Origin of the sequence: Streptomyces sp. NPDC006798, assembly GCF_040635975.1 — a bacterium.
In the GTDB taxonomy this organism is placed as follows: domain Bacteria; phylum Actinomycetota; class Actinomycetes; order Streptomycetales; family Streptomycetaceae; genus Streptomyces.
In genome coordinates, this window is the sequence record NZ_JBEYIS010000025.1 from 66,063 (window position 1) to 83,171 (window position 17,109).

The 17,109-nt window shown below is 71.7% G+C and carries 17 protein-coding genes; 10 read left to right on the top strand and 7 right to left on the bottom strand.

The genetic code is table 11. The features are described 5' to 3' along the window. Positions 1 to 296 precede the first annotated feature (296 nt). From ABZ714_RS18880 to ABZ714_RS18890, 3 genes are all read left to right on the top strand, one after another. Positions 297 to 968 carry a VIT family protein gene (locus ABZ714_RS18880; protein WP_358826418.1) on the top strand — a complete coding sequence of 224 codons (672 nt, stop codon included), beginning with the start codon at positions 297 to 299 and terminating at the stop codon, positions 966 to 968. A gap of 139 nt (positions 969 to 1,107) precedes the next feature. Next, on the top strand, positions 1,108 to 2,064 hold the full coding sequence (locus ABZ714_RS18885; protein ID WP_358826380.1) for a sterol desaturase family protein: 957 nt from the start codon (positions 1,108 to 1,110) through the stop codon (positions 2,062 to 2,064). A 74-nt stretch (positions 2,065 to 2,138) separates the two neighbouring features. Beyond that, a complete protein-coding gene (locus tag ABZ714_RS18890; RefSeq protein ID WP_358826419.1) occupies positions 2,139 to 2,759 on the top strand; it encodes a lysoplasmalogenase in 621 nt (206 codons plus the stop codon). A 96-nt stretch (positions 2,760 to 2,855) separates the two neighbouring features. Here ABZ714_RS18890 and ABZ714_RS18895 read toward each other — a convergent pair whose 3' ends face one another. After that, a complete protein-coding gene (locus tag ABZ714_RS18895; protein WP_358826381.1) occupies positions 2,856 to 4,409 on the bottom strand; it encodes a S8 family serine peptidase in 1,554 nt (517 codons plus the stop codon). Between the two features lie 312 nt (positions 4,410 to 4,721). Here ABZ714_RS18895 and ABZ714_RS18900 point away from each other — a divergent pair, with 312 nt between their 5' ends. From ABZ714_RS18900 to moaA, 3 genes are all read left to right on the top strand, one after another. Continuing rightward, the gene (locus tag ABZ714_RS18900; protein WP_358826382.1) at positions 4,722 to 5,090 is read left to right on the top strand and encodes a DUF485 domain-containing protein; all 369 of its coding nucleotides are present in this window, start codon (positions 4,722 to 4,724) and stop codon (positions 5,088 to 5,090) included. Further along, positions 5,087 to 6,709 (top strand): cation acetate symporter, encoded by a 1,623-nt coding sequence (locus tag ABZ714_RS18905; protein ID WP_358826383.1) that lies wholly within the window; start codon positions 5,087 to 5,089, stop codon positions 6,707 to 6,709. Before ABZ714_RS18900 ends, ABZ714_RS18905 begins: the two co-directional genes overlap by 4 nt. Before the next feature lie 150 nt (positions 6,710 to 6,859). Continuing rightward, entirely contained in the window at positions 6,860 to 7,849 is a 990-nt protein-coding gene (gene moaA, locus ABZ714_RS18910) for a GTP 3',8-cyclase MoaA (protein WP_358826384.1), read from the top strand. A 33-nt stretch (positions 7,850 to 7,882) separates the two neighbouring features. Here the strand turns inward: moaA and ABZ714_RS18915 are convergent, their stop codons facing one another. Both ABZ714_RS18915 and ABZ714_RS18920 read right to left on the bottom strand, forming a co-directional pair. Then, positions 7,883 to 8,122: a hypothetical protein gene (locus tag ABZ714_RS18915; protein ID WP_358826385.1), complete on the bottom strand. Its 240-nt coding sequence runs from the start codon at positions 8,120 to 8,122 to the stop codon at positions 7,883 to 7,885. Positions 8,123 to 8,272: 150 nt separating this feature from the next. Then, positions 8,273 to 8,647: a DUF3099 domain-containing protein gene (locus ABZ714_RS18920; RefSeq protein WP_358826386.1), complete on the bottom strand. Its 375-nt coding sequence runs from the start codon at positions 8,645 to 8,647 to the stop codon at positions 8,273 to 8,275. Between the two features lie 202 nt (positions 8,648 to 8,849). On the opposite strand from ABZ714_RS18920, the gene ABZ714_RS18925 reads away from it, so the two are divergent. Next, entirely contained in the window at positions 8,850 to 9,125 is a 276-nt protein-coding gene (locus tag ABZ714_RS18925; protein WP_358826387.1) for a GlsB/YeaQ/YmgE family stress response membrane protein, read from the top strand. Between the two features lie 419 nt (positions 9,126 to 9,544). On the opposite strand, the gene tyrS is transcribed toward ABZ714_RS18925, so the two are convergent. The 3 genes from tyrS to ABZ714_RS18940 all read right to left on the bottom strand — a co-directional run bounded on the left by tyrS (position 9,545) and on the right by ABZ714_RS18940 (position 13,995). Beyond that, positions 9,545 to 10,816 carry a tyrosine--tRNA ligase gene (gene tyrS / locus ABZ714_RS18930; RefSeq protein ID WP_358826388.1) on the bottom strand — a complete coding sequence of 424 codons (1,272 nt, stop codon included), beginning with the start codon at positions 10,814 to 10,816 and terminating at the stop codon, positions 9,545 to 9,547. Between the two features lie 118 nt (positions 10,817 to 10,934). Continuing rightward, entirely contained in the window at positions 10,935 to 12,326 is a 1,392-nt protein-coding gene (locus tag ABZ714_RS18935; protein WP_358826389.1) for a metallopeptidase TldD-related protein, read from the bottom strand. A 145-nt stretch (positions 12,327 to 12,471) separates the two neighbouring features. Next, positions 12,472 to 13,995, bottom strand: a complete 1,524-nt coding sequence (locus tag ABZ714_RS18940; RefSeq protein ID WP_358826390.1) for a TldD/PmbA family protein — start codon at positions 13,993 to 13,995, stop codon at positions 12,472 to 12,474. Between the two features lie 366 nt (positions 13,996 to 14,361). Between ABZ714_RS18940 and fabG the strand changes: the two genes are divergently transcribed. From fabG to ABZ714_RS18955, 3 genes are all read left to right on the top strand, one after another. Then, a complete protein-coding gene (gene fabG / locus ABZ714_RS18945) occupies positions 14,362 to 15,066 on the top strand; it encodes a 3-oxoacyl-[acyl-carrier-protein] reductase (protein WP_358826391.1) in 705 nt (234 codons plus the stop codon). Positions 15,067 to 15,071: 5 nt separating this feature from the next. Beyond that, on the top strand, positions 15,072 to 15,845 hold the full coding sequence (fabI, locus tag ABZ714_RS18950; RefSeq protein WP_358826392.1) for an enoyl-ACP reductase FabI: 774 nt from the start codon (positions 15,072 to 15,074) through the stop codon (positions 15,843 to 15,845). A gap of 181 nt (positions 15,846 to 16,026) precedes the next feature. Then, the gene (locus ABZ714_RS18955; RefSeq protein WP_358826393.1) at positions 16,027 to 16,449 is read left to right on the top strand and encodes a hypothetical protein; all 423 of its coding nucleotides are present in this window, start codon (positions 16,027 to 16,029) and stop codon (positions 16,447 to 16,449) included. On the opposite strand, the gene ABZ714_RS18960 is transcribed toward ABZ714_RS18955, so the two are convergent. Further along, a complete protein-coding gene (locus ABZ714_RS18960) occupies positions 16,412 to 17,098 on the bottom strand; it encodes a FadR/GntR family transcriptional regulator (RefSeq protein ID WP_358826394.1) in 687 nt (228 codons plus the stop codon). The two genes, ABZ714_RS18955 and ABZ714_RS18960, sit on opposite strands and share 38 nt — an antisense overlap. Positions 17,099 to 17,109: the final 11 nt, after the last annotated feature.

The window sequence follows — 17,109 nt, forward strand, 5'->3', positions numbered from 1 at the left end:
CCACTGACACTCCGGCGGCCGATCCTCGGACCGCCCGGATTCCGCCCCGATCCGCCTGTCCCGCGCGCCCCTTACGCCCCCTCAGCTCCGCCCGCCCGTCCCACCCCGGCCGCAGGCCCGGGTCCGGCGGTCCGGCCGGGGGTGTGCCGGGGCCCGTACGGCGGCGGAGTCCGGGCGGGTCGTTCCACCGGCCCCGGACCGATCGGTGGGACGCTCCCGTCGTGACGTACGACGCCACCGGGGCCGGGCCGCCGGAGCCGCCGCCGGGACCCCACCACGAACCCCACGGCACCGGCCTGGGCACCCGGCTCAACTGGCTGCGCGCCGCCGTCCTCGGCGCCAATGACGGCATCGTCTCCACCGCCGGACTCGTCGTCGGCGTCGCGGGTGCCACCGGCGACCGGTCCGCCCTGCTCACCTCCGGCCTGGCCGGACTGCTCGCCGGATCGATGTCCATGGCGGCCGGGGAGTACGTCTCCGTCTCCACGCAACGGGACTCCGAGAAGGCCGCGCTCGCCGTCGAGCGGCGCGAGCTGCGGGAGGAGCCCGAGGCGGAACTGGCCGAGCTGGCCGATCTGCTGACGGAGCGCGGCCTGACCCGCGAGGTCGCCCGGGAGGCGGCCGTCCAGCTCACCGAGCGCGACGCGCTGCGCGCCCACGCCCGGGTCGAGCTGGGTATCGACCCGGACGCGCTGGCCAACCCCTGGCACGCGGCCGGTGCCAGCTTCCTCGCCTTCACCGTCGGCGCCCTGCTGCCGCTGCTGGCGATCGTGCTGCCACCGGCGGACGTCCGGCTGGCCGTCACCGTCGGCTCCGTCCTCGCGGCCCTCGTCCTCACCGGCTGGTGGAGCGCCCGGCTCGGCGCGGCGCGGGCCGGGCCCGCGATCGTCAGGAACACCGGCGGCGGGGCGCTGGCGATGGCCGTCACCTATGCGGCGGGGTCGCTCCTCGGCGCGGTGGGGGTATGAGCCGGGTCCGGCGCCGCCCACCGCCCGGAGCCGTCCGCGCAGTTGGTGGAAACCACCAAAACTTGCTGACAATCCGTCTCGCATACTTGTCGGTAACAACCCCTAGCCGCATCCCTCGGCCCGCGTCTACGGTGCACCCATGCCGAACCCGCCCGATGTCGTGCTGTGGTCGATCCCCGCCTTCGTCCTGCTCACGGCCGTGGAGCTGGTGAGCTACCGGCTCCGGCCGGACGAGGAAGCGGCGGGCTACGACATCCGGGACGCGGCCACCAGCGTCGGTATGGGAATCGGCAGTATGGTCTTCGACCTACTGTGGAAGATCCCCATCGTCGCCGTCTATACGGTGGTGTACGAACTCACCCCGGCCAGGGTCCCCCTCCTCTGGTGGACCCTGCCGCTGATGCTGCTCGTCCAGGACTTCCTCTACTACTGGTCCCATCGCGCCCACCATGTCGTCCGGATCCTCTGGGCCTGCCATGTGGTCCACCACTCCAGCCGGAAGTTCAATCTCACGACGGCACTGCGCCAGCCGTGGACCAGCCTCACCGTCTGGCCGTTCTATCTGCCGATGATCGCCCTCGGGGTCCATCCGGCGGTGGTGGCGCTCTGCTCATCGATCAATCTCGTGTACCAGTTCTGGGTTCACACGGAGCGGATCGGGAAGCTGCCCCGGCCGGTCGAGTACCTCTTCAACACCCCATCCCACCACCGGGTGCACCATGCCTCGCAGGGCGGCTATCTGGACCGCGACTTCGGCGGGATCCTGATCGTCTGGGACCGGCTCTTCGGCTCGTTCGCAGTCGAGGACGAGCGGCCCGTCTACGGGCTCACCAAGAACATCGACACCTACAACCCGCTGCGGGTCGCCACCCACGAGTACGCCGCCATCGCCCGCGATCTGCGCGCGGCGGCCTCCTGGCGGGAGCGGGCGGGACGGCTGCTGCGGGGCCCCGGCCGGCAGCCCCTACCGGCCCCCTCCGGAACATCCCGGCCCCCGGGGCCGCCCGTGGTTCCGACACCCCCCGGATCCGCCGGGACCCCCGACCCCGTGACGGCCCCCACCGCCCCCGAGACCCCCGCAGGACGTGCCGCGTGACCATCGAGGAGATCCCCACCACCCCCCGGCCCGCCCCGCCGAGGGACCGGGCCGCCCTCGCCGCCCGGGTGCTGATGGCCGCCTTCGCCGTGGCGCTCCTGGCCGATCTGGGCTCCCTGGTGGCCGGTGCCGAGACCGGCCACCGGATCGCCAAGCCGCTGCTGATGCCGCTGATCGCCGCGTTCGTCCTGGTACGAGGCGGCCCCCGGCTCCTGGTGGCGGCGCTGGCCTTCGGCTGGGCCGGGGACGTCTTCCTGCTCTCCGGCGCCGAGACGGCCTTCCTCCTCGGGATGGGCTCCTTCGCCCTCGGCCATCTCTGCTATCTCGCCCTCTTCGCCCGGCTCCGCGGACCGGCCGCGCCCCCGGTGTGGTCCGGGCCCCTCTACGGCGTCGCCCTGGTCACCGTGGTCGCCCTGCTCTGGCCCGGCCTCCCGGCCGAACTGCGGATCCCGGTCGCCGGATACGCCGTGCTGCTGACCGTGACGGCCTGGCGGTCCGCCGCCCTCGGCCCGGTCGCCGGGACCGGCGGCGCCCTCTTCCTGGTCTCGGACCTGATCATCGCCACCGGGGTCGCCGACTGGCCGCAGCCGCCCGGCTCCGATTTCTGGATCATGCTCCTCTACAGCGCCGGACAGGGCCTCCTCGCCCTGGGGGTGCTCGCCGCGGCCCGGCGGGCCGCGCCTCCGGACTCGTAGGCCCCGGGTCCCGTACCCGAGGAAAAAGGAGAGAGGGCCGGACATCCGTCCGGCCCTCTCCGTCATCCTCCCCGTGGTGGTGTCACGGGGAGGGGATCAGCGGCGCACCGCGTCGAGCGCGTCCGTGACACCCTCGCCGTAGAAGCCGTTCTTCCGCTTGTCGCCCTCACAGACCGCGTCCACGGCGCCGTCGTTGTTGAAGTCGTACGGGTTGGTGCAGGCCGTGTCGTCGGCCTGGCCGTACAGCAGCGCCTTCACGACCGCCGGCGGGGCGTAGGGGTACTTCGACTTGATCAGCGCCGCGACACCCGCGACATGCGGGGACGCCATCGACGTACCGGCCTTGTAGCCGTACTGGCCGCCGGGCAGCGTCGACAGGATCCGGCCGTCGACGGCCTCGCCGTCGGGCGCCTGGTAGCGGGTCGCGTCACCGCCGGGCGCGGAGATGTCCACCACGCCGTCGCCGTAGTTCGAGAACGACGACTTGAGGCCCTTGGCGCCCAGCGACGAGGTCGTCACGACACCCGGCAGCTGGGTCGGGATGTCGAGGCAGACGCTCGGGTCGATGGTGCGCGTGGCCTGCTCGGCGGCGTCGTTGGGGCTGGTGGTGTCCGTCAGCTGGTCGGCGGCCAGGTCCATCCGCGAGTTGCCCGCCGCGGCCACGTTGACCGCGCCCCGGCGCTCGGCGTAGCGGGTGGCACGGGTGACGGCGTCGACCAGCGCGGTCTGGTCCGGGTCGGTGGCGCAGTTGAACAGCCACGGGTCGACGTAGTAGCTGTTGTTGGTGATCTCGGCGCCGTTCTCGGCGGCCCAGACGAAGCCGCAGACCACGGACTCGGTGTAGAAGAACCCGTCGGGGTTGGAGACCTTGATGCCGGAGACCTTCACACCGGGCGCGACACCGGTGACGCCGATGTCGTTCTTCGCCGCCGCGATGGTGCCCGCGACATGCGTGCCGTGGTTGGACTCGGTCGGGCCGGGGCGCCAGGAGCCGGGGGTGGTGTCCGGCTTGCCGGTGACGCAGTTGGCGGAGGCGCGGGTGTCGAAGTTGGGCGCCAGGTCGGGGTGGGTGTCGTCGACCCCGGTGTCGATCACGGCGACCGTGACGTTCTTGCTGCCGAGGGTGCGCTGGTGCGCCTTGTCCGCCTTGATGGCGGGCAGGCTCCACTGCAGCGGCTCCAGCGGGTCCTGGCCGTTGGAGGCGGCCGCGGCCGAGTCCCGGGCCTCCTGGGCCGTCAGCGGGCGCTCGGAGTCGATCGCGGTGTCCGTGGCGGCGGCGATCGGGGCCGTACGGGTGGCACCGGCGGACTCGACACCGCGGACCGTACGGATGGTCTGCGCGAACGCCGGGTTCTTCGAGTGGACGACGATCACGCCGATCTGGTCATAGGCGATCACTATGGAGCCGCCCGCGGCGGATATCGCCTGCTTGACCTTCTTGGCGGTGCCGTAGCCGCCCTTCACATTGACCACGTACGACAGCTGCGGTCCGTCGAACACCGACGCCGCGACCGCGGCGGACGCACCCGACGGGGCGGTCGCGTCGGCGGCCGAGGCGGCGCCCGCGGGAAGGAAGCCGAGGGTGGCCGTGAGCGCCAGACCCGCGGTGAGGGCCGTCGCACGCCGCCGTCTGGTTCCCGGATGAGCCATGGGGTCTCCACATCATCGAAATACGGTGCCGGATCACTGGCTACCGCCCCTCGCGCCGATGGCACAGATGGGCGAGTACATGGCAAAGGAACCTAGCGTCGATCTTGGTTGTCATCAATGTGTTCGAACCGACAAACGGCCCCGGGAGGAGGAAAAAACGTCGAAGTTGAACCCACCCGGCGTGCTCTCCGTGCCGTTGTCAGGAGGTGGAGCACCATCGAACCGCCCCCTGACCCCCACCGAGCAACGAGGCCGGCTTTGTCCGGTCCGACCAGTCGTCTTCCCACGACCCCGGCGTCAACAGGAGAGTCCGTGACCACCGACGCACCGCCGCCACCCGTGAACCACACCGCCCCCGGGCCCGCCCAGCCCACCACCGAGAGCTTCGTCGAGACGCAGCGGAGCGAGGAGTTCGGCGAGCTGCGGCACGCCTACCGCTCCTTCGCGTTCCCCCTCACGATCGCCTTCGTCGCCTGGTACCTGGTCTACGTCCTGCTGTCGAACTACGCGGGCGGCTTCATGGGCACCCGGCTCTTCGGCCATATCAATGTGGCGCTCGTCCTCGGCCTCGCCCAGTTCCTCACCACCTTCCTGATCGCCTGGTGGTACGCCCGGCACGCCGCGAACGAACTGGACCCCAGGGCCGAGGCGATCCGGGCCCGGATGGAGGGCGAGGCGTGAACCACTCCCTGCACCTCGCCGCCGAGAACGCGACCACCGAACACCGGCCGCTGATCATCACCCTCTTCGGACTCTTCGTCGTCGCCACCCTGATCATCACCGTCTGGGCCGGCCGGCAGACCAAGAGCGCCGCCGACTTCTACGCGGGCGGCCGCCAGTTCACCGGCTTCCAGAACGGGCTCGCCATCTCCGGCGACTACATGTCCGCCGCGTCCTTCCTCGGCATCGCGGGCGCCATCGCCCTCTTCGGCTACGACGGCTTCCTCTACTCCATCGGCTTCCTCGTCGCCTGGCTGGTCGCCCTGCTGCTGGTCGCCGAACCGCTCCGCAACTCCGGCCGGTTCACCATGGGCGACGTCCTCGCCTACCGGATGCGCCAGCGCCCGGTCCGCACCGCGGCCGGGACCTCCACGATCGTGGTCTCCATCTTCTATCTGCTCGCCCAGATGGCCGGAGCCGGCGTGCTGGTCTCCCTGCTCCTCGGCATCACCACCGACACCGGCAAGGTACTGATCGTCGCCCTGGTCGGCGTGATCATGATCCTCTACGTCACCATCGGCGGGATGAAGGGCACCACCTGGGTCCAGATGGTGAAGGCCGTCCTGCTGATCGCGGGCACCCTGCTGATCACCTTCCTGGTCCTGCTGAAGTTCGACTTCAACATCTCCGACCTGCTCGGCACCGCCGCCGAGAAGAGCGGCCACGGCGCCGCGTTCCTGGAGCCGGGACTGAAGTACGGCGCCACGGAGACCTCCAAACTGGACTTCCTCTCCCTCGGTATCGCCCTCGTCCTCGGCACCGCCGGACTGCCGCACATCCTGATCCGCTTCTACACCGTGCCCACGGCCAGGGCCGCCCGTAAGTCCGTGATCTGGGCGATCGGCATCATCGGCGGCTTCTATCTGATGACCATCGCCCTCGGCTTCGGCGCCGCCGCCCTGGTCGGGCAAGCCGAGATCACCGCCTCCAACAAGGCGGGCAACACGGCGGCGCCACTGCTCGCCCTCCATCTCGGCGGCACCGACTCATCCGGAGGCGCGATCCTGCTCGCGGTGATCTCCGCGGTCGCCTTCGCCACCATCCTCGCCGTCGTCGCGGGCCTCACCCTCGCCTCGTCCTCCTCCTTCGCCCACGACATCTACGCCAATGTCATCCGCAAGGGGCAGGCCACCGAGAAGGAGGAGGTACGCGCGGCCCGCTGGGCGACCGTCGCCATCGGCGTCGCCTCCATCGCCCTCGGCGCCCTCGCCCGCGACCTGAACGTCGCCGGACTGGTCGCCCTCGCCTTCGCGGTCGCCGCCTCCGCCAACCTCCCGACGATCCTCTACAGCCTGTTCTGGAAGCGGTTCACCACCCAGGGAGCCCTCTGGTCCATCTACGGCGGACTGATCTCCTCCGTGGTGCTGGTGATCTTCTCCCCGGTCGTCTCCGGCAAGCCCACCTCGATGTTCAAGAGCCTCGACTTCTACTGGTTCCCGCTGGAGAACCCCGGACTGGTCTCCATCCCCCTCGGCTTCCTGCTCGGCTGGCTCGGCTCGGTCCTCACCAAGGAGAAGCCGGACCCGGGCAAATACGCGGAGCTGGAGGTCAAGTCCCTCACCGGGGTCGGCGCCCACTGACCCACTCACCCGCCGCCGGAGGACGGAGCGCGGCCGGGCCGCTGCGGTACGCGACCCGGCCGCCCCCGGGGCCGTACCGCACGCCGGGGAGGCCGGCACAGCCCTGGCGTAGGCTCGGGACCAGGAATCGTTCGGGGGAGGAGGCCGACCGTGCTCGTCGACACCTACGGCCGAGTGGCCACGGACCTGCGGGTCTCGTTGACCGACCGGTGCAATCTGCGCTGCACCTACTGCATGCCCGAGGAAGGCCTGCGGTGGCTCGGCAAACCCGAGCTGCTCACCGACGACGAGATCGTCCGGCTGGTCCGGATCGCCGTCACCGGCCTCGGAGTCACCGAGGTCAGGTTCACCGGCGGCGAACCGCTGCTCCGGCCCGGCCTGCCCGGCATCGTGGAGCGCTGCGCCGCCCTCGAACCCCGCCCCCGGCTGTCCCTCACCACCAACGGCATCGGACTGGCCAGAATCGCCCCGGCGCTCCGGGCCGCCGGACTCGACCGGGTCAATGTCTCCCTCGACACCCTGCGGCCCGAGGTCTTCAAGACGCTCACCCGCAGGGACCGCCACCGGGACGTCGTCGAGGGCCTGCTGGCCGCCCGGGCCGCCGGACTCGACCCCGTCAAGGTCAATACGGTGCTGATGCCGGGGCTCAACGACGACGAGGCTCCCGACCTCCTGGCCTGGGCGATCGAAAACGGCTACGAGCTGAGATTCATCGAGCAGATGCCGCTCGACGCCCAGCACGGCTGGCAGCGCGACGGCATGATCACCGCCGGGGACGTCCTCGCCTCCCTGCGGACCCGGTTCACCCTCACCGCCGAAGGCGAGGAGATACGGGGCTCCGCGCCCGCCGAACGATGGCTGGTGGACGGCGGGCCGTACCGCGTCGGCGTGATCGCCTCGGTCACCCGGCCGTTCTGCGCCGCCTGCGACCGAACCCGGCTCACCGCCGACGGCCAGGTGCGGACCTGCCTCTTCGCCCGCGAGGAGACCGATCTGCGGGCCGCCCTGCGGGCCGGGGAACCGGACGAGGAGATCGCCCGGATCTGGCGGCGGGCGATGTGGGGCAAGAAGGCGGGCTCGGGGCTGGACGACCCCGCGTTCCTCCAGCCCGACCGGCCGATGTCGGCGATCGGTGGCTGACCGGCCGGGGGCGACGGGATACCGGCGGCCGGATCAGCCGTCGGAGCCGGGACGGTCGTGCCACTCCGCCAGGGTCACGAGCTCCTTCAGAAAGCCGCGCACCCCCAGGAACTGGGAGAGGTGCTCCCGGTGTTCGTCGCAGGCCAGCCAGGTCTTGCGGCGCTCCGGGGTGTGCAGCTTCGGGTTGTTCCAGGCCAGCACCCACACGGCGGCCGTCCGGCAGCCCTTGGCAGAGCAGATGGGGTTCTCGTCGTTCACCGGGTCGATAAGCACCGGCTCATTCTCCACGCATGTACCCGCTCAAGGCGACGCCGAGCAGCCACGGGGGGAGCTGCCCGGCGTCGGTCCGTCGCTCCGACGGGGGATGCGGAGCGCGTAGGCAGTATGCCACGGCCAACGCGCCGTCGGGCACCCGAACTTGAACTATTGATCTGACGTTTTCCCGGCCGTTGCCGCGCCTTGGGGGCCGTTTCCGGCCGCCGTGCCGAAGCCCGCGGGAGCACCGGGGCCGAGGGCGGGCGGAACCGTCGGCAGGGCGAAGGTGGAAGGCAGCGACGGGGGGCGTTCCCGGCCCGCGTTGGCCAGTACGACCGCCACATAGGGCAGCAGCATGCCGAGGACGATCGCCACGATCGCGACGTGCCGCTCGATGTTCCACAGCACGGCCGCGGCCACGAACGACAGCGTACGAACCGTCATCGAGATGACATAGCGGCGCTGCCGCCCCCGGACGTCCTCGGCCAGTCCCTGCCGTGCCCCGGTGATCCGGAAGACCTCCGCGCCCACCCGCCGCCGCATCACATCTCCACCGCCTGTCGTCCGCGGCGCGCTCCCCGCTCCGCCCCGACCACGGTACGCCGGGGCGCCGGACACCACGAGACCGGGGCGCCCCCCGGGATGCCATCGAAGTGACCGGCATTGGCCCGACATGCGCCATTTGGTCGAAAGGCTCAGAATTGGCGGCGTACCTGCTCACACGGAGCGGGACGAGGAGGCGGCCATGGGCTGGTTGTGGGCGATCATCGTGGGATTCGTGCTGGGTCTGCTCGCCAAGCTGATCCTGCCGGGCAAACAGCATCTTCCCTTGTGGCTCGCCACCATCTGCGGCATCGGTGGCGCCGTGATCGGCAACTGGATCGCGGCGGGGCTCGGGGTGGCGGAGACCGCCGGAATCGACTGGAGCCGACACGCGTTCCAGATCGTCGCGGCGGTCATCCTGGTCTTCCTGGGAGACCGGGCATGGGTCGCGATGCGCGGCAACCGCCAACGCGCGTAACGCCTCCGGCGAGGTCGCCGCACTTCCGGAGGGCCCTGACCCGGGGTGGCCCCAGCGCCTCGGCCCTCCGGGTGAGGCCCCACGCCGTTCGCCCAGCCGGGCGAGTGTCGCCGGGCGACCGCGCGCCGTCGGTGGCTGTTCGCGCAGTGCCACGCGCCCCAAAATGCTCTTCCCGGCGCCGACCCTGAAAGAGGCCCCGCCCCGGAAGGGGGCCCGCTCCCCCCGGTAAGAGGAAGGCAGTCCCTTTTCGAGGGCGCTCAGGAGGGCAAGGCAACCAGGGGGCGGAACTGCGCGACAAGCCACAGACGGGTGGCAGTCCGCCGACAACGTCAGGGCGCCGGGCGCGGCCCGGGTTGTGGAGCTCACCCGGAGGGCCGAGGCGCCCCGCGACAAACGGGGCGCCGCACCGCGAGGCGGCGTTACTCCGCGGCCGTGACCTCGATCGCCGCCAGGTTCTTCTTGCCCCGGCGCAGGACCAGCCAGCGGCCGTGCAGCAGCTCGTCCGCCGCGACCACCGCGTCCTCGGCGGTGACCTTGACGTTGTTCACGTAGGCCCCGCCCTCCTTCACGGTCCGCCGGGCCGCCGACTTGCTGGCGACCAGGCCCACCTCGGCGAAGAGGTCGACGACCGGGCCCGGCTCGGCGACCCGGGCCACCGGCAGCTCCGCGAGCGCCGCCCGCAGCGTCGGCTCGTCGAGGTCCGCCAGCTCTGCCTGGCCGAAGAGGGCCTTCGCCGCGTTCTCCGCCGCCGCGCACTGCTCGGCGCCGTGGACCAGCGTCGTCAGCTCCTGCGCCAGGGCCCGCTGGGCGGCCCGGGCCTGCGGGCGCTCCTCGGTCAGCCGCTCCAGCTCCTCGATCTCCGCCCGGGACCGGAAGCTGAAGATCCGCAGGAACTTGGAGATGTCCCGGTCGTCCGCGTTCAGACAGAACTGGTAGAAGGCGTACGGGGTGGTCCGCTCGGCGTCCAGCCAGACCGTGCCGGACTCCGTCTTGCCGAACTTGGTGCCGTCGGCCTTGGTGATCAGCGGAATGGCCAGCGCGTGGACCTTCGCCTCCGGCTCGACCCGGTGGATCAGATCCGTTCCGGCGGTCAGGTTGCCCCACTGGTCGCTGCCGCCGGTCTGGAGGACGCAGCCGTACCGCCGGTACAGCTCCAGGTAGTCCATGCCCTGGAGGATCTGGTAGCTGAACTCGGTGTAGCTGATACCCGCGTCGGAGTTCAGCCGCCGGGCGACCGCCTCCTTCGCGATCATCTTGTTGACCCGGAAGTACTTGCCGACGTCCCGCAGGAAACCGATCGCGGACAGGCCCTGCGTCCAGTCCAGGTTGTTGACCATGGTGGCCGCGTTCGGGCCCTCGAAGTCGAGGAACCGTTCGATCTGGCCGCGTACCCGCCCGACCCAGGCGGCGACGGTCTCCGGGTCGTTCAGGGTCCGCTCCGCCGTCGGCTTCGGGTCGCCGATCAGGCCCGTCGCCCCGCCGACCAGACCGAGCGGACGGTGGCCCGCCTGCTGGATCCGGCGCATGGTGAGGATCTGCACCAGGTTCCCCAGGTGGAGACTGGGCGCGGTCGGGTCGAAACCGCAATAGAACGTGACGGGACCGTCCGCGAACGCCTTGCGCAATGCGTCCTCGTCGGTGGAGAGGGCGATCAGCCCGCGCCACCGCAGCTCGTCGACGATGTCCGTCACGACTCTCGTGTCTCCTCGGCTCTGCGATAGATGTGACGCGCGCCATACGCCTGAGGCGTACGGTGCGCGAGGTGACCGGCGGCGCACACCCGGGGGGTGCGCCGTGGTCCCTTCGAGGTTATACGCCCGGGCTCACCGAACTCATATTGAAATCGGGGACCCGCAGTGCGGGCATCGCGGCCCGGGTGAACCAGTCGCCCCACTCGCGCGGCAGTGTCCGCTCCGTACGGCCCGCTTCCACGGCCCGGGAGAGCAGATCGACGGGCGACTCGTTGAACCGGAAGTTGTTCACCGCGCCCACCACCTCGCCGCCCTCGACCAGATACACGCCGTCCCTGGTCAGCCCGGTCAGCAGCAGGGTCGCCGGATCGACCTCGCGGATGTACCAGAGGCAGGTCAGCAGCAGTCCGCGCTCCGTCGATGCGACCATCTCCGCCAGGGACCGGCCGTCGCCGCCGTCGAGGATCAGATTGCCCGCGCCCGGCGCCACCGGCAGCCCGGTCAGACCGGCGCTGTGCCGGGTGGTGACCAGACGCTCCAGCTTCCCGCCCCGGATCCAGTCCGTGGCGGCCACCGGCAGCCCGTTGTCGAAGACGGACGCGTCGTCGCCCGAGGAGTGCGCGATCACGAACGGCGACGACTCCAGGCCCGGCTCGCGCGGGTCGCTGCGGAGCGTCAGCGGCAGGGTGCTCAGCCGCTCCCCGATCCGGGTCCCGCCGCCGGGCCGGGAGAAGACCGTACGGCCCTCGGCCGCGTCCCGGGCCGCCGACGACCACAGCTGGTAGATCAGCAGATCGGCGACGGCCGTCGGCGGCAGCAGCGTCTCGTACCGCCCGGCGGGCAGCTCGATCCGCCGCTCGGCCCAGCCCAGCCGCTCGGCCAGTTCGGTGTCGAGGGCCGCCGGGTCCACATCGGTGAAGTCACGGGTGGCGCGCCCGGCCCAGGCCGACCGGGACCGGTCCGGGGACTTGGCGTTCAGTTCCAGGGTGCCGTTGGGCTGGTCGTGCCGGAGCCGCAGCCCGGTGGAGGTCCCCAGATAGGTCGAGGTCAGCTCGTGGTTGGCGAAGCCGTACAGCTCCCGGCCGCCCGCCTTGGCCCGGGCGAACGACTCGCCCAGCGCCGGTGCGAACCGCTCGAAGACTGCCGACGAGGTCTCGGCGGGCGGCTCGGTGAAGGCTGGGTCCGCGTCCCGGCCGGCCACCAGCGGCTGGGCGTCCTCGGCGGGCCCGGCGGCCCTGGCCGCCTCCTCCGCGGCCCGTACCAGCGGCTCCAGGTCGGCGTCGGTGACGGCCGACCTGGACACCACGCCCGAAGCGGTCCCCTCGGCGCCGTCGACGGTCGCGATCACTGTGAGCGTCCGGCCCCGGGTGACCCCGTTCGTGGTGAGCGCGTTCGCGGCCCACCGCAGATTGGCGGTCGAGTGCTCGTCCGCGATCACCACACAGCCGTCGGCGGTGGAGAGTCCCAGGGCCCGCTCGACGATCTCGTACGGCTTGCTGTTACGGCTCATCGACCGGCCTCCTGCGTCGTGTTCCAGTTCTGCTCGCCGGGGGTGACCGCCCCGGTCCCGTGCTCCGGCCGCCAGCCCGGCGGCCGGACTCGCGCCTCGTACCGGGGTCGTTCCGGACCCCGGCGGGGAGGGTGCTCCCGCCCGCTCACCGGCCCGCCTCCTGCGTCGTATTGAGGATGTTCACCCCGCGGAAGAGCGCCGAAGGGCAGCCGTGCGAGACCGCGGCGACCTGGCCCGGCTGGGCCTTGCCGCAGTTGAACGCGCCGCCCAGGACATAGGTCTGCGGGCCGCCGACCTGCTCCATAGAGCCCCAGAACTCCGTGGTCGTGGCCTGGTACGCGACATCGCGCAGCTGGCCGGCGAGCCGGCCGTTCTCGATCCGGAAGAACCGCTGGCCGGTGAACTGGAAGTTGTAGCGCTGCATGTCGATCGACCACGACCGGTCCCCGACGACGTAGATTCCCCGCTCGACGCCGCCGATCAGGTCCTCCGTCGACAGACCGCCCGGCGCGGGCCGCAGCGACACATTCGCCATCCGCTGGACCGGGACGTGCGCGGGGGAGTCGGCGTAGGCGCAGCCGTTGGACCGGCCGAGCCCGGTCAGCCGGGCGATCCGCCGGTCCAGCTGGTACCCCACCAGCCTGCCGTCCTTGATCAGGTCCCAGGACTGGGCCTCGACGCCCTCGTCGTCGTAGCCGACGGTCGCCAGACCGTGCTCCGCCGTCCGGTCGCCGGTCACATTCATCACCGACGAGCCGTACTCCAGCTTCCCCAGCCGGTCGAAGGTGGCGAACGAGGTGCCCGCGTAGGCCGCCTCGTACCCCAGCGCCCGGTCCAGCTCGGTGGCGTGGCCGATGGACTCGTGGATCGTCAGCCAGAGATTGGTCGGGTCGACGACCAGGTCGTAGCGGCCCGCCTCGACGCTCGGCGCCCGCATCTTCTCCGCCAGCAGCTCCGGGATCCGCTCCAGCTCGGAGCCCCAGTCCCAGCCGGTGCCGGTCAGATACTCCCAGCCCCGGCCCGCCGGGGGCGCGATGGTGCGCATCGAGTCGAACTCGCCGGTCGTCTCGTCCACCGCGACCGCCGTGAACTCGGGGTGGAGCCGGACCCGCTGCTGGGTGGTGACGGTCCCCGCGGTGTCCGCGTAGAACTTGTTCTCCTGCACCGTGAGCAGGGACGCGTCGACATGCGCGACCCCGTCGGCGGCCAGCAGCCGGGCGCTCCAGTCGGTCAGCAGGGCCGCCTTCTCCTCGGCGGGTACGTCGAAGGGGTTGATCTCGTACGAGGAGACCCAGGTCCGGTCCGTGTGGACCGGCTCGTCCGCCAGTTCCACCCGCTCGTCGGAGCCCGCCGCCGCGATCACCCGGGCCGACAGCTTCGCCATCGCCACCGCCTGCCCCGCCACCCGGGCCGCCGCGTCCATGGTCAGATCGACTCCGGAGGCGAAACCCCAGGCCCCGCCGTGCACCACCCGGACCGCGTAGCCCAGGTCGGTGGTGTCGGAGGAACCGGCGGGGCGGGCGTCGCGCAGCCGCCAGGAGGCGCTGCGGACGCGTTCGAAACGGAAGTCGGCGTGATCGGCGCCGAGGGCCCGGGCCCGGGCCAGTGCCGCGTCGGCGAGCGCCCGCAGCGGCAGCGCCGTGAACGCCGCGTCGATGGAATGAGGCACCAATGTCTCCTGTCGTCGAGACCGGCGGGTCGCCTTCCCCGTACCGGTCGTGCCCGATCATGTCGCGGGAGTCGGCCGTTGCCCAGCGTCTTTCCCCGCCTTCGGCGGGCGGCCCGGACGCGCCGGTACCGGTCGGGCCCGGTGCCGCGTACCGGCCGCCGTGCCCCCGCCGGACCGCCCGCGGGACCGGCCGCCCCGGTACCCCCGTCCGGACGAACGCCCGGGGGACCCTGCCCCGGCTTCTGTAGGGATCCGACAGTGCCGCGTCGAAGGCGCTGTCAGGGCCCGATTCTCCGGCAGCCTCCCCGGACCGATAGTTTCGGGGGTACCCGGCAGTACCAGTCCGTCGATCGAAAGGGTGAACCGTTGAGCCGCTCGGTTCTTGTCACCGGAGGAAACCGGGGCATCGGCCTCGCCATCGCCCGCGCCTTCGCCGACGCCGGAGACCAGGTCGCGATCACCTACCGCTCCGGCGAGCCCCCGGAGGGCTTCCTCGCGGTCCGCTGCGACATCACCGACGCCGAGCAGGTGGAGCAGGCGTACAAGGAGATCGAGGAGAAGCACGGCCCGGTCGAGGTGCTGGTGGCCAATGCCGGCATCACCCGGGACCAGCTGCTGATGCGGATGTCCGAGGAGGACTTCGTCTCCGTCCTCGACACCAACCTCACCGGCACCTTCCGGGTCGTCAAGCGCGCCAACCGCGCCATGCTGCGGGCCCGCAAGGGCCGGGTCGTCCTAGTCTCGTCCGTCGTCGGGCTCCTCGGCTCCGCCGGGCAGGCCAACTACGCCGCCTCCAAGGCCGGTCTGGTCGGCTTCGCCCGCTCCCTCGCCCGTGAGCTGGGCTCGCGGAACATCACCTTCAACGTCGTCGCGCCCGGCTTCGTCGACACCGACATGACACAGGCGCTCAGCGACGAGCAGCGCGCGGGCATCATCGCCCAGGTGCCGGTCGGCCGGTACGCCAAGCCGGAGGAGATCGCCGCAGCGGTGCGTTTCCTCGCGTCCGACGACGCCTCGTACATCACCGGAGCCGTCATTCCCGTTGACGGCGGATTGGGCATGGGTCACTGATCAGCATGAGCGGAATCCTCGCCGGCAAGCGCATCCTCGTCACGGGTGTGCTCACCGACTCCTCCATCGCCTTCCACGCCGCCAAGGTGGCGCAGGAGCAGGGCGCCGAGGTCATCCTCACCGGCTTCGGCCGGCTCTCCCTCGTCGAGCGCATCGCCAAGCGGCTGCCCGAGCCCGTGCCGGTGATCGAGCTGGACGTCACCAACCAGGAGCACCTCGACGGGCTCGCGGACCGGATCCGGGAGCACGCGAGCGACGACACCGGCCGGATCGACGGCATCGTCCACTCGATCGCCTTCGGCCCGCAGGGCGCCTTCAACTTCCTGGAGGCGTCCTGGGAGGACGTCTCCACCGCCGTCCACGTCTCCGCCTACTCCTACAAGGCGCTGGCGATGGCCTGTCTGCCCCTGATGGAGGAGGGCAGCTCGGTCGTCGGGCTGACCTTCGACGCCACCGTCGCCTGGCCGAAGTACGACTGGATGGGCGTCGCCAAGGCGGCCCTGGAGTCCACCAACCGCTATCTGGCGCGCGATCTGGGCCCCAAGGGCATCCGCTGCAACCTCGTCTCGGCCGGTCCGCTGAAGTCGATGGCGGCCAAGTCGATCCCCGGTTTCGAGGACCTGTCGGACATCTGGGACCACCGGGCCCCGCTCGGCTGGGACCAGTCCGACCCAGACCCGGCGGGCCGCGGCATCGTGGGTCTGCTCTCGGACTTCTTCCCCCGCACCACCGGCTCGGTTCTGCACGTGGACGGCGGCGTCCACATGATGGGTGCCTGAGCGGCCCCGGCCGTACGGCGTCGGACGCCCCGCTCCCCGCGATCGCGCGGGGGCGGGGCGTCGCCCGTTCGGCCCCCGGAGGGTGCGGCGGGCCGGGCGCCGGGGGAGGGTGGAGAGGCCATCCCCCTTGTGGTGCAGCCGCGGTCCGGTGGGCCGCCGTACGGCCGAGGAGGTCTCGCCAGTGCGTACGACGGAGCGCGCCGCGCGGGCCCTTGTCGCCCCCCTGCTTACCCTGGCCGCGATCCTGGTCGGCGCCGTACCCGAGGCGGTGTCGCAGAACGGCCCGGCGGCCGACGCCCCGGGCCCCGGGGAGTCGGTTCCGGAGGAGTCGGCGGCCGGTGCCGGGACGCCGGAGCCGTACCGGGCGGAGTGCCGTACCGAGGCCGACGGTTCGTACGCCACCGCCTACTGCCACAACCCCTATCCGGTGACCGACCGGGTCCGGCTGCACATCGAGTGCGACCGGTGGTGGGACGTGGACGTCGACGGCCCGCCCGTCGACATCGGCCCGGCGCAGTACATCGAGCTGACCGACCGCTGCTGGCAGCGGGTCCGCGCGGTCTGGGTCACCCATCTTCCGTTCGGCGGCCGTCCGGACAGCTGAGGTGGTAGCTCGCCGCCTCGGCCGCCGCCGCGTCGCCGTCGCCCGCGCGGATCGCCGCCACCAGCGCCGCGTGGTCCATATGGCGCTCGGGCCGCAGCTCGGGCCCCACGTGGTCGGCCAGCCGGTCCCGTACGACATCGCCGAGGTCCGCGTACAACTCGCCCAGTACGTCGTTGTGCGCGGCGGCGACCACCGCCAGATGGAAGGTCAGATCGGCGGCGACGAACCGTCCGGCGTCCCCGGCCCGCCAGGCCTCCTCGCGGCGGGCCAGCAGAGTGTCGAGCTGGGCGAGATCGCGTTCGGTACGCCGCTCGGCGGCCAGCCGGGCCGCGGTGGACTCCAGGGCGGAGCGGACCTCGCCCACATGGCGGGGGGTGGACTCGGCGAACCGGCGCCGCATCACCCCGGCCAGCTCGCTCGTCGCGACGACATACGTCCCCGAGCCCTGGCGGATGTCGAGCAGCCCGTTGTGGGCCAGCGCGCGGACCGCCTCCCGGACGGTGTTCCTGGCCACCCCCAGCTCCTCGACCAGCTCCGGTTCGGTGGGGATGCGCGAGCCGACCGGCCACTCACCGGAGGTGATCTGGTTCCGCAGCTGGGCGATCACCTGATCGGTGAGGCCCGAGCGCCGGGGCGAGGTCAGCGTCATGGATGCTCCTG